The sequence below is a fragment of the Streptomyces sp. NPDC041970 genome, from assembly GCF_055588985.1.
Window position 1 is genome coordinate 73236 of sequence record NZ_JBVJCD010000024.1, and the last position, 16241, is coordinate 89476.

A 16241-nucleotide genomic window follows, 5' to 3' on the forward strand; every position below is an offset into this window, starting at 1 on the left:
AGCGTGTCACGGCGCCTCGCCGTCCGTCCGGACCTGCGAGGCGTCATGACGGTCCGCGTCCGCGAGCCGGGCCGAGAGCTGGGCGTCGACCTCACGCCGTACGGACTCGACCTGTACGGCGTGCTCGAGAGGCAGGCCCGCAGCCGTGCGGCCTGCGGCGCCGACCGTGGCGACGGCGGCCTCCAGTTCACCGAAGGCGAGTCGGCATTCGGCCAGCCGCAGCCGGATCACCGCGCGCTCCGCCCGTTCGGCCGGACCATCACCGTGCAGGAGAGCGTCGTCGATCCCCTCGTAGAGACGAGCCGCGGAGCCGAAGTCCCCGGCCAGACGGAGCCCGTCCGCCGCTCCCCGCCACACGCGGTGCACCAGTGGGCGGCGCGCTCCCCACTCCCCGCGCACCCGTTCCGTCAGCGCGCTCAGACGACCGATCGCGTCACCGGGTTCACCGGTGGCGATCTCCGACTCGGCCCGCCCGCAGAGCAGTTCCACCGCGCGGGCGTCGAGCCACTCCGCCTCGCCCTCCGCCAAGGACGGGACAGGGGACGCGGCGGGAGCGCGGCGTGCGGGTACGGCCCGGTCCGCAGGCCGGCGAAGCGGCGCCGTGGCGTCGGGGTGGGTGCGCGGACGGGGCCCGGGGTCACCGGGCTGCGGACCGAGCGGTTCGAGGACCGCCAGGACGTCGTCCACAGGCGGTCGCTGTCCGGGCTGCTTGGCGAGCAAGCGCAGTACGAGATTGTCGATCGCCTCGGGGATGCCCGCAGCGTACACACTTGGCGGCAGCGGCTCCTCGTAGAGATGCCTTTCGGTCAGCCCGGAGTCCGCGCCTAGCGGGAACGGCGGGCGCCCGGTGAGCAGTTCGTAGAAGACGCAGCCGAAGCAGTACACGTCCGTCCGCGCGGTGGGCTCGCGCTCCAGCAGCTGCTCGGGCGCGAGATAACCGCGGGTGCCGAGGGTGGAGCCGTGCGCCGTGTACCGGGTGGCGTCGGACCGCAGCGGCTTGGCGATGCCGAAGTCGATCAGGACGACTGCCCCCTCGTCGCCGATCATGATGTTGGCCGGCTTGAGGTCCCGGTGCACGACGGGCAGCGTGTGCGCGCAGGCCAGCGCTCCCGCCATCTGCACGGCGACCGCGATCGCCGTTGCCAGCGGCAGTGGTGTGTGCTCGTCGAGGAAGGTTCGCAGGCTCACCCCGGTCACCAGTCGCATGGCGATGTACGGCACGCCCCGGTGCGTTCCGCTGCCGTACAGCTCCGTGATGCCTGGGTGGTCGAGCGTGCCCAGAAGCGTGGCCTCGCGCCGGAACCGAGCGTTTCTGACAGCGAGTTCGGCTTCCCTTTCCTCGGGGTCCAGGGCGTACAGGGCCTCAGAGTCGTGGCGCAGGAACTTCACCGCGACCTCGCGACCCGCTGACGTCGCGCGACCTTCGGAAGCCTCGCTGTCCGTGGAGACCTCGCGGGCCTGCCAGACGTGGGCCATCCCGCCCTTGCCGAGCGACTCCGTCAACTCGTAGCGCCCGTCGATCAGGTCACCCGTGCCGGGCCTGTACATCTCCGCGTACGAATCCACGTCCACGCCGCGCCGCCCCTTCGTCCTTCCGCACCATCCGGCACAACAGACTAGCGTGAAGTGACTGCTCTTTCAGATCTTCATGGACTCAGTTCACAGATGTATGACATGCTGGATCGCGTCCGGGGCCCCGTTCATAGCCTGCCAGGCCCCTTGGCCCTGGACGTCCACTTTGCCCTTTCCGCCTTGCAACGGGGGTCACCATGCAAAACCCATCGGGTGTGGCCGGAGAGGACTGGCTGATCAAGGCGAGCCCCCGGATGGCTCGGCCCGACGCCGCGGCCTGCCCCACGCACCGCCGCATCGCGATGCGGCCCCAGCTCGTCGCCGAACCGACCGTGCCGTTCCTGTCCACGCCGTACGAGGAGTTCGGATTCGGCCCGCTCTTTACGGCGCTCGATCGTGTGGAGCATGACGGCCGGTCAGTCGAGCAGGTGCGCGAGGAGCTGCGAAACACCCGCGGACCGTTCCGAGGCAGGGGTGCCCCGGTCCACCCCGTACATCTCGCATGGGCCGCGCACGCCCTGGAGCGGTACGTCGCGGCCCGCGCCAGGGAGCAGGCCGCCGCCGCGGAAGCAGGGCTACCGCCCACCCTGGCGGTCAAGCAGCCGTGGACGTGGCGCACCCGCCGACTGCACGCACCCGATGCGCGCGGTGCCCGGCAGTACGAGCACACCCTGTGGGGCCGCATGTACGCTTCTGCCGACGGGACGGTGCGCGACCTCTGGCTGCCGTCCCTGGGCCGGGCCAAGACCGGCCGCCCCGGTGCCGAACTCGGTGTCGTGGCACAGGTGATGGCTCATGGAGCGCCCACGCCCCGGCGCAGGGCACGGGACGAGCCCCCGGCCGGGGCGACCGACGCAAGCCGATTGCCCGCTTTGGTGCGTGTCTTCGACGTCGGGTGCGCTGATGGTTCGGTGGAACCGCTGCTCGGCGCGGCACCGTCGTTCGGTGAGGGACCCGTCGAGGCGAGGAACCGGTTCGCGGGTGACGCCGTGCCGGCGCTCCTCTCCGCCGCGACCGCGACAGGCACCAGGCCCGGTGAGAGTTGCGTCGAGTGCAAGGCCATCGCCGGCTGTACGGATCTGAAGCGCACCCCGAGCCTGTGGGGAGGGCGACTCGCGCCTGTCGCACGCAAGCGCCGTTCTGTCTCCGCCTGGGATCTGCGCCTGTATGCGGAGTGTCCTGCGCAGTATCACCTCGTGCGGCGTCTGCATCTCAACGACTTGTCAGGCGAGAGCGACGGGGCCCGGCGTGGCAGGGTCGTCGACTCCTGGCTGGACGCGCTCCACGGTGAACGGCCGGGGCGTGGCTGCCGGGAGCGTGTGGCCCCCGATCCGGACGCGCTGCGGTCCGAAACCGGTCTGGACGAGGCGTCCGCGCGCGAGGCCGCAGGAATGCTGGCCGGGCACCGGTTGCTGTGCCCGCTCGATGGACTCGGCGCCGACGAGCGCGTCCTCGTGCAGCAGCGGGTGACCGCCTACGTTCCCGAACTCGATGTTGTCGTCCTTGCCGTACCCGATCTGGTGTACACCCACCGTGGCCGGTGGATCTGGCGCGAGACGAAGACATCCTCCCGCCCGCTGTGGGAGCGGGATTCGCTACTGCGTACGTATCCGCAACTGGCGCTCGGCGTACTGCTGTTCCACGCGGGGGCGCTGGGTGACGACCCGCGCCGCTCCTGGGTCGAGCTGGAGCACCTGCGCGAGGGCCGCGGGGAGAGCAGGCTCGAACGTGTCGATCCCGGGCGCACCGAGATCGTCGACGAAGCCCGACACGTGATCGCCGGTCTTGCCCAGCCGCTCCTTGAGGACACCACGTACGAACCGAAGATCGGGCGCCACTGCCACGGCTGCCTGGCGCGCACCTGGTGCCGTCCCGGCAGCGCCTACGCCGCCGATCATCCGCTGCCGCACGGCCCCGGTGCGTCCTCGTCCGCCGACAGGTCCGGTCCGAGCGCCAAACTGACACCGCGAGGGGGTGTGTCGTCCGGTGACTGAGCAACAGGCTGCCCCAGACTGGCTGTTCAACCGGGACGTCGTTCTGCTGAGGGACGTGGCCACGGCCGTCCTTCACCTGGCGGCTGTCGACGACCTGGACGCCTTCGCCCTGCCCTATCCGGCCGGCGCGCAGCGGGCTCTGGACGCCCTGACCCTCCAGTGTCTGCGCAACGGAGCCACGCCCCCGGCCGGCGTGCCCGAGATGGTCCGCTGGGCCCGCGCCCGGCCGCTCAGCAGTTGGCCTCTCGACCAGCTGCCCGCCGACCTGTTCGACGCCGCGGACCGGCTGATCGACGAGGGCTCGGGAGAACCCTCCCAGCTCTGCCACGAACTTTCTGTGCGCGGACATGGCGACAGCACCGGGCGACAGTACGACCGCATGGTCATTCACGAGGCCCTGCGGGTCTGCCGTGCGATGTCGGCGCCCGAGTCGTACACGGCCTTCCGCCGCCTCCTGGTCACCCGGCCCGTGCTCACGGAGGACGACTGGGCCGAGATCAGCTGCGACCTTTTCCTCGACCCGGTCCGGTTCCTCGTCGAGGAGATCTACGCTCCCGTCCCTGCCGGGTTCCGGCGCGATGGTTCGTATCTGTGCTGTCACCGCTGCCTGACTCTGTTGCACCCGGTGTCCGACACCGAGTGGTGGTGCGAGCGGGATCAGTGCCGCCACCAGGGCCCCGCACCGCACGGCCGGGCGCTCGTCGCGGCAGAGACCGGAGAGCTGCGCCAACTGCGCAAAGCCTTGCGGTTGTTCGTCACCGGGCCCGGACAGGCGGAGACCTCCCTGGAGGGTGAGCTGCGGGCGCTGGGGCTCACCGTCGAGATGTGGCCCAACTTCGACTCGTACGACGTACGGGTCATCTTCCCCGACGGTCACGTGTGGGCCGTGGACGTCAAGGACTGGGCGCATCCCGCCTTCCTCGGCCGCAGTGCGACCGTGGTGCGGGCCGAACCGCCCTACGACGAGGCGTGCTGGGTCGTACCGGAGTTCAGGGTCCGCGCACGCCGCGACTATCTCGACAGCTACGCCAAGGAGCGGGGCGCTCAGGCGGACGGACTCAGGCTCCTGACGGATGGCCAACTTGTGCGGGCAGCCCGGTTGCGACTGGCCGGTGACCGAGGGCCGGATGCCTTCGTCGGTCCGTTTCGCGGCGGTGCGGACGAACCGCCGCGAAACGGCCGAGGGACCGCCGGACATCGCCTCATGGACAACAAGGCCCCGGCCGAGGGCGCCGGGCAAGAGGACGGAGTGGACGATGCGTGACCGCAGCAGTTGGTACCAGCCGGTCGTGGCCGCGCTCGGGCCCTGGCCCGAGGAACACGCCAGGACCCGTCCCGCACTGCTCTGCCAGGTCGAGCTCGCCCTGCGGCTGATGGAGACCGTGGCGCCCGGCCACGCCGCCGAGGGGGCGTGGACGCTCCTGGGCGGCTACGGCCCCGCCTTCGCACGCGCCGCGAAGCTGCCCGTGGGCGCCGCAGAGCAGGCAGCACTGGCCGCCGCCCGGCACTTGCTGTGGCCGATGCGCCGCGGCCGGATGTGGCGGCAGTCCCTGAACACGTACCTGGAACTGCCGGAACGGCTGCGGGCCTACCGCGTCCCGGCAGACGGGGAGGCGGCATACCGGGTTGCTCCCATGGTCGCCGCCGACCGCTTCGCCGTGTACGACGAGGCGCTGGCGAGCCTGCCGGGCTTCGCCGTCAAACCGATGGATCAGGCGGAGGCGGGCGAGCATCGCTTCATGGACCGCCGCCGGCGGACCTCCGTGACTATCCCGGCCGACCTCGTACGGGACCCCCTCCCGGGCCACCCCCTCACCGCCGGACGTCCGGCCACCGCGGGACCTCTGGAGGTACCGCTCGACGAACTCGCCGACGTGGCGAAGTGGATGGACGAGGAGGAACGGCGGCGCGGCCGCAAGGCAGGTAACTGGGCCCAGCGCCTCGACGACCTCGATCTCGACACCCGTACCCCCGACGGAACCGCCTTCGCGTCGGCCTCCGCGCTGCCACTGGACCGGCTTACCCACCTCGTCGGCATGGTCGGCGCGGGTAAATCAACCCTGATGACGCTGCTCGCCGTCTGGGCGCACCACGATGGCCTGCGCACCACACTCGTCGTCGGTGATGTGGCCGAACAGCTCACCCTGACCGAACTCTTCCGCGGACTCGGTCTGAGCGCCGCTTTGATCCAGGGCGGTACCACGCGACCCCAGCACACCCAGCGGCTGCACCGCAGGCTCGCCGCGCGCGGAGCGCACTCACTACTCGCCCATACTGACGCGACCTTCAGACACCTCAGCACTGCCTGCCCACTGGACGCGCTGCGCGCACTCGACACATCAGAGCCGCTGCGTTATAACGACGCACCGTGCGGCGGCCTGCACCCCGTGCGGAGGGCCGCAGCCGACGAGGGTGGGGACGAGGCGGCGGCCGAGAACGCCCTGCGCGCACTCGAACGCGCCCGCGGCGCTGCCGACAGGCAGACTCCTGAGGACGGCGCCGGGGAAGAGGAGGAATGGGGCACCCCGCACGCTTGCCCGCTGTGGAGCGCCTGCCCCCGGCACTCCGCCGCGCGCGACCTCGTCGACGCGCTCATCTGGGTGGCGAACCCCGCCAGCCTCGTCCAGACAGCCGTTCCGCGCCAGCTCAACGCCGAACGCCTGCGCTACCTGGAACTGGCCTGTCTGCGCAGCGACATCGTGATCGTCGACGAGGCCGACCGCGTACAGATGCAGCTGGACCAGATGTTCGCGCCGTCGGCCACACTCGTCACCACCGGTGTCTCCGATTCCTGGCTCGACCAGTTGCAGACCCATGAGATCGCCGAACTCGCCCGGCGGGGACGACTGCCGCTCTCCGACCAGGACGTGGAGCGGTGGTCCGCCGCCCTGGACATCGTCGGCACCGCGGCGGACCGGCTGTACGCCATGCTCATCGACGACGAGGGGCTGCGGAACTGGGCACAGATCGACTACTTCAGCGCATGGACTCTTCAGGAAAAACTGCTGAACGCCTGGTATCCGCTGACGTCCGGCCGGTCCGTCCGACGTCCGGACGTCACGGAGGCGGGGGACGTCGAGGACGAGACTGCGCTGTACGAGGACGAGGAGGACGGCGAGAGGGACGGCGCGGACGGCCCGGGAGAGGCGGATCTCCCTGAGTCGGAGGCGCCCTGGGCGCACCGCCGCAGTGAGATCACCGGATTTTTCGACATGTTCCGGGACGATCCGCTGGGCGGGCGGGGCCCCTACCTGACGCTCGCCGACGAGCTCACCGCCCTCGCCCACGACGTTCTGCACACCCTCGACGAGAAGCGGACGCGCGCTCGGGTCCGCGCGCTCCTCGATTCCTTCCTCGTCGGAGCGCCGGGGCCCCAGCAGCGGCCGCCGTCCACCGTCCGTCAGAACAGGGAACCGGCGCGCGAGGAGGTGCCGCTCACCGAGGAGTGGCGCGAACTGAACGCACGGAGATTGGAGTTCACCCTTGTGCTCGCCGCGCTGCACCAGCGCCTGGACCGGGTGACCTTCCTGTGGCCGCAGGTGGAGGCGGCGCTGCGGCTCGACGCGGCGAGCCATGAACTGACCCGTCGGCCGCCGCTCGACTACGCGCCGCTCCTGCCCGAGGCGCCCATGGGCAACGTCCTCGGCTTCCAGTACCTCATCGACGAACGGGCGGCCGCCCGTGACAAGGACGGTCGTCGCACCGGAACCCTGCGCTTCTTCCGCTGCGCGGGGGTGGGCCGCGAACTGCTCCTCGGCCTCCCCCAGCTCGGCGCCGATCCCGCCCGGGGAGAGGCCGGCCCGCACGTTCTGCTGATGTCCGGCACCAGTTGGGCCGGCACGTCCACCCGCGCCCATGTCCTCGCTCCCGTCCGAGCGGTCCTGAAACCGCAGAGCAAGGCGCTGCGGTCCATCCGGAACACCGTGTTCCGCACCGAGTTCCTCTACGACGCGGCCGGGCAGCCGATCCGCCTCTCCGGGCAGGACCCTGACAAACGCGAGGACGTCCTTCGCCTGATGATCGACCGTCTGGCCCGTCCCCGCAGGGACGGAACCACCTCTCCGCTGCAGAGCGAACTTGCACAGATCCCCGACCAGCGCCGCAGGCGCGCCCTGCTTCTGGTGGGCAGCTACGCAGAGGCCGGGGTGGCTGCCACGGCCCTGGACGAGATCCCGCGCTGGCGCGGCCGGGTACGCGTCCTGGCCGCCGACGACGCGGAGCTCGAAGCCGCGGTCGACGGCACCGCGCCGGGCGGGAGCCTGACACGGAGCACCGGAGCGGTGCGGCGCGGTGACCTTGCCTCTTTCGCTGAGGACCCGGACGCCGAACTGCTCGTCGCTCCTCTGCTCGCCGTCGAGCGCGGGCACAACATCCTCACCACCCCGCAGCGTCCCGGTGAGGAAAGGGTGGCGGCGTTCGGAACGGTGTTCTTCCTGGTCCGTCCCCACCCCCGTCCCGATGACCTGTCCCTGGCTGTGTTCGCCATCAACGACTGGGCGAGCCGGTTCGTACGAGGTCAACTGACTAGCGAGGGGGCGACGTTCGATGATCTGGTGGCGGAAGCCGACGGTCTCGACTCGGCAGGCGGCACCTTCCGCACCGTCGCCCGCCGCGTCTGGCGGCACGTGCTGTCCCGTCCCTACATCTACTCCTCGCTCTCCGACGACGAGAAGGAGTCCTTCGTCTGGGACCAGCTCGTCACCATCTGGCAGGTCATCGGCCGCCTTGTCCGCGGTGGTGTGCCGGCCCGCGTCGTGTTCGTCGACGCGGCCTTCGCGCCGCGGCTGGCCGCGGCACAGGCACCCGTCGCAGGCAGAAACAGGCGGTCCCGTACCAGTGACCCGGGACTGCTGGTACGCCTCCGGGACGTTCTCGCCCCGTACTTCAGCGGCACCGAGAACACTGCCGGAGGGCCCGACCCTGCCGACATCGAACTCGTCAAGCTGCTCTACCGGCCGCTGTACGAAGCGCTGTGCGGCCTTGGCGCTCCGTCCGCGCCGAGCGGCACCGACTGACACACCGGGACGCCGCCGCTGCCAAGGCTGTCGAAGACACGCCGCTCCACCGACCACGTACGACATCGCAGGGAGAACGGACATGTACCAGCACATCCGCCGATCCGCGTACCACCTCGCCGAGAGCAGCGCCCCCTGGACCGAGGACTACCGCGCCCTCGCCTTTCCCGAACACTGGCACGCGGACCTTCTCGAACTGCACAACCACGGGCGCGACGAGGAGAAGAGGCAGCTGACCCTGCCCACGCGCCGGCTCGACGGCGTCCTGCAGACCCTCGCTCCCGACGTGATCGTGCGCCCCCGTCCACGTGTCCCCGTCGAGCCGGGGCCGAAGCAGCGCTCCCCGACCGCCGAGGACTTCTGGATGTACGTCCCCGCTTCGGCGACCGACCCCCTCCCGGAGCGCTCCCTGCGGCAGCTTCTGGACGCATGGCTGCGCACACTCGGTCCCAAGGGCGCGGGGCAGGAGCCCGCGTTCCGTTCACTGCTGCTTGCGAGCAGTGCCGACCTCAAGCGGAACCTGCCCGAGTGGCAGCCGGTCACCGGCGTCGACCTGCTCACCGGCCCCGTCACTCCCGGCGGGACCGCCGCCCCCGACCCCCGGCAGTTCCAGCTCGCCACCGACGCGTTGGCCCGCCGCATCCTGTCTCTCGACCCCTACCGCTTCGAAGGAGGAGAGCTGCGCTTTCGGGCGGTACCTCGCGGGCCTCGCGACCAGGGGGCCGAGCTCATGTCGCAGCCCCTGCTCCGGACGGTCAAGCGCAAGGAGTGGTGGTTCTCCGTCATACTTAACATCTCCCTGCACACCACGCCGTTCGATGCCAGGCCGCGTCTGCACCTGCACTGGGGCGTACGACGATGGGCGACGCATCCGCGGGTCACCACCAAACGCCTCAACCTCTCCTATCGGGAAGCCACCACGGTCTACTTGAGGCCCACCATCCCTTGGCTTCCCGGAGCGCCGGCCACCGAGCGCTACGCGCTCGCCCGACTGCGCCGGGACCGGGCAGCGGACACCTTCGCCTGGTCCGAGAACGACACGGCCGGCATCCTGCGCGGACTCAGCCTTGCTGGCAATTTCCCCGACCCCGAACAACTCCTCGCCGAACCGGGCTCCTGGATCGGCGAGGGTGGAGGGGTCCGCGCCGCAGTGGTGCACAGCACCCGGATGGGAAACCACGAGATCGGCACCGGCTTCATGCCCAACCAGCGCGCCCAGCTGACCGAATGGGCCGAACAGGCCCTTCCGGAGCCCGTGGTGCGGGTATCCGATCTGAAGCGGGGGCGCGGCAAGGGCATCGGCGCCCCCGGGAACCGGCGGCCCAAACCGAGGACCGACGAGGCCAAGAAGACCGAGCTGCTGCGCGAGACTCGGGCGCGCAGGGCGAGTCTCGCGGCGCAGGCACAGATCGCTGGCCTGGCCCAGCAGCACAGTGGTCCACCGCTGGTGGAGGTCCGATTGCTGTGGCAGTCACCAGAGGTACGCAAGGAGGCAGTGGCCCAGTTCGCGCACGCCCTGGGTCTTGACGGTGACGGCGGCGCCTCCGCAGCCGCGATCACGGACCGGCACTTCGACGAAGCCCGGCCTGGGGCACCAGTCGTCCTCGAATGGCAGACGGAGGAACTCATCCTGCGGCTGCGGTGCCTGCCCCTGGCCGACGGACTCGGAGACCGGCTGGTGCCTGACCCGGCCGTCAAAGGCAAGGGAGCGGCCATCTCGACGGCCATTGTCGAGCGCCGCAAAGCCCTGGACTCATGGCTCCGCGCGGACGGTGCGGACCCCGGTTGTCCTGAACTCGCCTTGGTGGAGGTCGCCCACCGCAGCACCTTCCGCCCGTCGACGACGGACCCCAAATTCACCATTCGGCTGGGGTGCGCCGACGCGGGCGTACTGACCCAGTTCGTCGTGACTCCGTCCACTGACCGGCAGATCGACAATGCGGACAGCATCGGGCATCGCACCCACAGCTCCTGGCTCGATGGGCTGCGTCAGCTCGGCGTCCGCGTACTGCCGCAGCACACCCTCGGCGCCGACCTGCCCGATGGGCTTCAGTACGCCGCCGTTTGGATGGTGAAGCGCCGCAAGGACGGCCCGACCCGGCTGCCCAAGCATCTGCCCGTGGCCGTCCTGGCCACCCCGCTGCCACACGCGACGGGTCAGGCCGCCGTACGAGGTTGGGACGACGCCGCAGGGGAGTGGGTGCCGTATCCGCGCTTCCTCCTTGGCCTGGTGAAACAGGCCGAGATCGATCCCGAGGCATGCGCGGAGCCCGACCCGCAGAACGGCGGCCCGCAGTCAAGTGTCCCCCGTGTGACCGGCAAGCAGTGGCGTACCAACCTCGCCCAGCAGCGCAAGGAGACCGCGGCATTCCTCCAGCGCGTACTGCACTCGCTCCGCGGCCAGCCCACCGCGCTGATCACACACGCACAGAACAGCCGGCTGCATTGGCCATGGCTGCAGGACGGCCGGATCGCGCGGGATCTGATCCGGACGGGCCACGCCCCCGCGGGCCGGCTCGACGACGAACTCCGCCTTGTACGCGTCCGAGGGTGCGGCGGGCGGGAGGCCGCGCAGTGGTGGGGCCTGGCGGAGCCCGGTAAGCCGCACGGCCAGCCGGCCGGCTTCTGGGCCCAGGCCATCCCGTCGCAGGGCAGGGCCTCATCGGGGGACCGGGTCTTCTACAGCACCACGGAACGCCCCGGTACCCACGCCGTGTCGCCCGCTCTCGACCGCCTGGCCACCAGGGTCAACGCCGCGGGCAACCTCGCCTCGCAGGCGGGCACCAGCGCCTGGAACCCGACCTTGCTCGAGATCGCGGTGCTCGGCTGTCACACGGACGACGACCCGGGCGCCCTTGCCCTGGGAAAGCCGGACGAGGCCGAGGCTCTGGCCCTCGCCGTACACCAACTGCGCCAGGCACCGGACTATGCGGCGGCGCTGTCCCTGCCGCTCCCGCTTCACCTGGCCGGACTGGCCCAGGCATACGTCCTCCCGATGCTCGTACAGAGTGATGAGGCTTCAACAGGAGCGACGGCGGGGCCAACTGCGGAGCAGGAGCAGGCGAGCACGACGGACAACGATTCGGACCCGGACCTCATGGACGCGGCGGGGCTGACCACGGAACCCGAAGGGGGAGACGACGAGGGGTGAGGCTCGTCTCCGGCGGGGCCCTGGGACGAAGCGGTTCTCCGGGTCAGCGGCCGATGCACAGCCGCTGGCTCCGCGATCTGCGTGGTTCGGTGGCGGTGCCACGTCGGGTGGTTGCGCCGAGACGGAGCAGCTTGAGTCAGCAGCCACGAACAGGGCAGGCGCCGCTTTGGCGCTCGCTCTGTGTGTGCCCGATGGGCCATCAGAATGGCTCTGACCAGGTATTACTCTCTCGCGGCTGGAGGCTGACCGTGGAATGTCCCCCGAAGTGGGGGACGTATGTGGGACGGGCAGCTCAAAACTAGGGTATAAAACTGGGCAAAATGTGCTCCGAGGCAATGAAAGAGCCCTCCACAAGTGATCTTGCGGAGGGCTTAAAACCGTCTCTGACCTGCATAAGCGTGCGCCCCCGGCAGGACTCGAACCTGCGGCCAAGCGCTTAGAAGGCGCCTGCTCTATCCACTGAGCTACGGGGGCCGGGAGCCCTGAGTGGTTCCGTGGCCATGCCGGGTCAAGGATAGGGCTCCGATCGCCTGGACCCGGTTGCTTCACCTGCGTGGCACGATGTGGAGGTTCGGTGAAGCGAACCGATAATCGCAGGTAAGTGCGATTCCTGCACCGCTTTTGGCCTCTCGCGCGCCGGGTGTTGTGCACTCGTTATGCCTGCGCCCCACTCGTCCCCTCTGTCTGGCTCTGTCCCCAGGAGGGAACCGCCGCGCAGAGGGGTCTATACGCTTCAAAAACACTTCAAAATTGGGCATTCTTCACATGTGGTGACCATGGACGTACGGCCTCAGCTCATCGACGCACTTTCCGCCCTGCGCGACCGTGTCGCCGCCGTGCGCCTCCCCCTTCCGCTGCGGGGGGCCGAACGCGCCCGGCAGACCAGAGCCGAACTCCTCGACCAGCTCGACGACTACCTGCTGCCCCGCCTCAAGGACCCCGAGGCCCCCCTGCTCGTCGTGATCGGCGGGTCCACCGGGGCCGGGAAGTCCACGCTCGTCAACTCGCTGGTGGGGTGCCGGGTCAGCGAGGCCGGAGTGCTCCGCCCCACCACGCGGACCCCGGTGCTCGTGTGCCACCCGGACGACCACCACTGGTTCTCCGGGGCTCGGGTGCTGCCGCGCCTCACACGGGTCTGGCTCCCACCCGGCCAGGCGGCCGACCCGGACGGGCTGGACGCCTTCGCGGCCCGCCGCGACGAGGGGGAGACCGTGCTGCGGGTCGAGACCGCGGTCAGCCTGCCCCGAGGCCTCGCCCTCCTGGACGCCCCCGACATCGACTCGCTCGTCGTCCGCAACCGGGTCCTCGCCGCCGAACTGATCTGCGCCGCCGACGTCTGGGTCATGGTCACCACGGCCTCGCGCTACGCCGACGCGGTCCCCTGGCACCTGCTGCGTACCGCGAAGGAGTACGACGCCGCCCTGGTCACCGTCCTCGACCGGGTGCCCCACCAGGTGATCGCCGAGGTGTCCCGGCAGTACGCGGCGCTGCTGACGCGGGCCGGACTCGGCGACGTGCCCCGCTTCACCATCCCCGAACTGCCCGAGTCCGCGGGCGGCGGCAGCGGGCTGCTCCCCACCACCGCCGTCGCCCCGCTGCGCGCCTGGCTCGCCCACCGGGCCCAGGACCCCGCGGCCCGGCAGCAGGCGGTGGGGCGCACCGCGTCCGGCGTCATCCAGTCGCTGAACGCGCGGATGCCCGAGCTGGCCGGAGCCGTCGCCGCCCAGTACGCCGCGTCCGTACGCCTGACCGGAGTGGTCCAGGACGCGTACCGCAAGGAGGCGGCCCGGATCACGCGCCGCCTCCAGAGCGGGGCGGTGCTCTCCGGGGACGCGCGGACCCGGTGGCGCGGCTACCCGCTCTACAGCTCGCCCGACGAACTGCTCGACGCGCTCGTGGACAGCCTGGTGGCCCTGCTCCAGTGCTCCGTCGCCGCCGCCGACGAGCAGATCCGCGCCCAGTGGGGCCGCGAACCGGCCGCCGACGTCTTCCGGTTCGAGCACGCGGACCGGGAGGCCGGGGGATGGGGGCCCGCCGAGGACGTCGAGGGCCGGATCGCCGTCGCCGTACGCCGCTGGCGGCGGGTCCTGGAGGAACTGGCCGAGGAGGAGGTGCGCCGGCTCGACCGCCAAGCCGCCCCCGACCCCGAGACCGTCGCCGCCCTCCTCGCGGCCGCCCTCCTGGGCGGGCGGCGCGCCCGCACGGCGGGGGAGCAGCTGGCCGAACGCATCGGCGCCCAGGGCGCACTGCGCCTCCGCGACAAGGGCGGGGAGCTGCTGACGGCCTATCTCGACCAGGTCCTCGGCGGCGAACGCGACCGCCGCCTCGCCCCCCTCGACGCCCTCGACGTCGCCCCCGAACCCCAGGCCGAGCTGATCGCCGCGCTTTCCGTACTGCAGAAGGAGAGGTGGCAGCGATGACTGCCGTCACGGACGAGGACCAGGGCAACGACGGCGCGCGGACCGGCGCGTACGCGGACGGGTGCGCCGGGCGCGAGGCCGGGAGTTGGGACGACGGGCTCATCGCCCGGCGCGCCGCGGCCGCCGACAGCCGCCGGACCGAGGAGGACGGCGACCTCGGCGACCTCTCCGCACCGCCCTCGTCCGCCGCCCCGGACGAGGACGGCGCCGGGCCGCAGGTCGAGGCGTACGTCCCCTCGGGCGGGCCGCTGCCGGCCCGTCTGGACGCCCTGCGCGAACTCGTCGGGCTCTCCCGCGCCCGCCTCGACCGGGACACCCTCGCGGAGGCCGGGCGCGTGCTGGACGAGGCCGCGGCCCGGCAGCGGCTCTCCTCCCGGCACACCGTCGTCGCCGTCGCGGGGGCCACCGGGAGCGGCAAGTCCACCCTCTTCAACGCGCTGGCCGGGGCCCAGATCTCCGACACCGGGCTGCGCCGCCCCACCACCGCCCAGCCCATCGCGTGCAGTTGGACCGACGGGGCCGCGGGGCTGCTGGACCGCCTCGCCATCCCCGGACGGCTGCGGCGCAGGCCGCACCCCGGCCCCCCGGCGACCGACGAGGCGCTCCAGGGACTCGTCCTGGTCGACCTGCCCGACCACGACTCCGCGGCCACCGAGCACCGCGTCCAGGTGGACCGGGTGCTGGCCCTGGTGGACGCGGTGATCTGGGTCGTCGACCCGGAGAAGTACGCCGACGCCGCCCTGCACGAGCGCTACCTGCGCCCCTTGGCCGGGCACGCGGAGGTCACCTTCGTCGTCCTCAACCAGACCGACCGGCTTCCCGGCGACGCCCTCGACATGGTCCTGGACGACCTGCGCCGCCTCCTGGACGAGGACGGCATCGCCCTCGGCGAGCACGGCGAACCCGGCGCGACCGTCATGTCCCTGTCCGCGCTCACCGGCGACGGGGTGCCCGAGCTGCGCGAGGTGATCGGCCGGTTCGTCCAGGAGCGCACGGCCGCCACGCGCCGGCTCTCCGCCGACGTCGACGCCGCCGCCGCCCGGCTGCGCCCGGTGTACGTGGCGCGGGGGCGGCCCGGCCTCGGGGAACGGGCGCGCGAGGAGTTCACCGACCGGCTGGCCGAGGCGGTCGGGGCCGCCGCCGCCGGGCAGGCCGCCGAGCGGGAGTGGCGCAGGAACGCCGGCCGCGCCTGCGGGACGCCGTGGCTGCGCCTGTGGCGGTGGTACGAGTCGCGGGGCCTGCCGGGGAGCCCGGACCGGGCGGGCCACACGCCGGCCCCGCCCGAGGAGGAGCCGACCGCCCGGCAACGGGTCGAGCAGGCGGTCCGGATCGTCGCGGACGACGCCGCCGACGGGCTGCCCGCCCCCTGGGCGCAGGCGGTGCGCGAGGCCGCGTTCACCGGGGCGCGGGGGCTGTCCGAGGCGCTGGACGAGCTGGCGGTCAGGGGCGGCGCCTCACCGGCGACCGGACGCGGCGGGACCGCAGGGCCGGACGGCTCCGCCGGGGCCCCGCCCCCGAGCCGGGCGACCAGGCCGCCCCGGCCCGCGTGGTGGCCGGCCGCCGTGCTGGTCCAGGCCTCGATGACGCTGCTCCAGGTCTTCGGCGGCCTGTGGCTGGTCGGCCAGATCGTCGGCGTCCTGGAACCGGGGCTCGTCACCCCCGCCCTGATCATGCTGGCCGGCGTCGTGGGCGGCCCGCTCGTGGAGTGGTCCTGCGCGGCGGCGATCAGGGGGCCCGCCCGGCGGTACGGGCAGGACGCCGAACGGCGGCTGCGCGAGGCGGCGGCCGGGTGCGGCCGGGCCAGGGTGCTGGACCCCGTCGCGGCCGAGCTGGTGCGCTACCGCGAAGTGCGCGAGCGGTACGCGACGGTGACGGAGTTGTCCACAACCGGCGGGTAGTCCACAGGCCCCGGCGCGTTTCCTCTCCGGCGTCCACCATGAAGTCGGTGAAGCCGCCGCCGGACGGCTCACCGCCGCTCGCGCGGCGGCGGTGAGCCGTTTGGAGGTGGCGCGAAAAAGAAAAGGGGGGAAAGGAAAGAACAAAAACCCAGTTACACCGGTGGGAAAAACAACAACAATCGGTGGGGTTC

7 protein-coding genes and 1 tRNA gene are annotated in these 16241 nt (G+C 71.7%); 6 read left to right on the top strand and 2 right to left on the bottom strand.

The features are described 5' to 3' along the window. Positions 1–6: 6 nt before the first annotated feature. Positions 7–1572: a serine/threonine-protein kinase gene (locus tag ACZ6EJ_RS14560; RefSeq protein ID WP_469267282.1), complete on the bottom strand. Its 1566-nt coding sequence runs from the start codon at positions 1570–1572 to the stop codon at positions 7–9. 215 nt (positions 1573–1787) lie between these two features. Between ACZ6EJ_RS14560 and ACZ6EJ_RS14565 the strand changes: the two genes are divergently transcribed. The 4 genes from ACZ6EJ_RS14565 to ACZ6EJ_RS14580 all read left to right on the top strand — a co-directional run bounded on the left by ACZ6EJ_RS14565 (position 1788) and on the right by ACZ6EJ_RS14580 (position 11732). Beyond that, complete coding sequence (locus ACZ6EJ_RS14565; protein WP_469267284.1) at positions 1788–3566, top strand: PD-(D/E)XK nuclease family protein; 1779 nt, start codon at positions 1788–1790, stop codon at positions 3564–3566. Then, on the top strand, positions 3559–4830 hold the full coding sequence (locus ACZ6EJ_RS14570; protein WP_469267285.1) for a pPIWI_RE_Y domain-containing protein: 1272 nt from the start codon (positions 3559–3561) through the stop codon (positions 4828–4830). Before ACZ6EJ_RS14565 ends, ACZ6EJ_RS14570 begins: the two co-directional genes overlap by 8 nt. Then, on the top strand, positions 4823–8581 hold the full coding sequence (locus ACZ6EJ_RS14575) for a pPIWI_RE_Z domain-containing protein (protein WP_469267286.1): 3759 nt from the start codon (positions 4823–4825) through the stop codon (positions 8579–8581). Before ACZ6EJ_RS14570 ends, ACZ6EJ_RS14575 begins: the two co-directional genes overlap by 8 nt. A gap of 82 nt (positions 8582–8663) precedes the next feature. Then, entirely contained in the window at positions 8664–11732 is a 3069-nt protein-coding gene (locus tag ACZ6EJ_RS14580; RefSeq protein ID WP_469267287.1) for a pPIWI_RE module domain-containing protein, read from the top strand. Positions 11733–12133: 401 nt separating this feature from the next. Here ACZ6EJ_RS14580 and ACZ6EJ_RS14585 read toward each other — a convergent pair. Next, a tRNA-Arg gene (locus tag ACZ6EJ_RS14585) sits at positions 12134–12206 on the bottom strand. Between the two features lie 302 nt (positions 12207–12508). Here ACZ6EJ_RS14585 and ACZ6EJ_RS14590 point away from each other — a divergent pair. After that, positions 12509–14152 carry a dynamin family protein gene (locus ACZ6EJ_RS14590; protein WP_469267288.1) on the top strand — a complete coding sequence of 548 codons (1644 nt, stop codon included), beginning with the start codon at positions 12509–12511 and terminating at the stop codon, positions 14150–14152. Beyond that, a complete protein-coding gene (locus ACZ6EJ_RS14595; RefSeq protein ID WP_469267289.1) occupies positions 14149–16050 on the top strand; it encodes a GTPase in 1902 nt (633 codons plus the stop codon). The genes ACZ6EJ_RS14590 and ACZ6EJ_RS14595 overlap by 4 nt, the downstream gene beginning before the upstream one ends. Positions 16051–16241 lie beyond the last annotated feature (191 nt).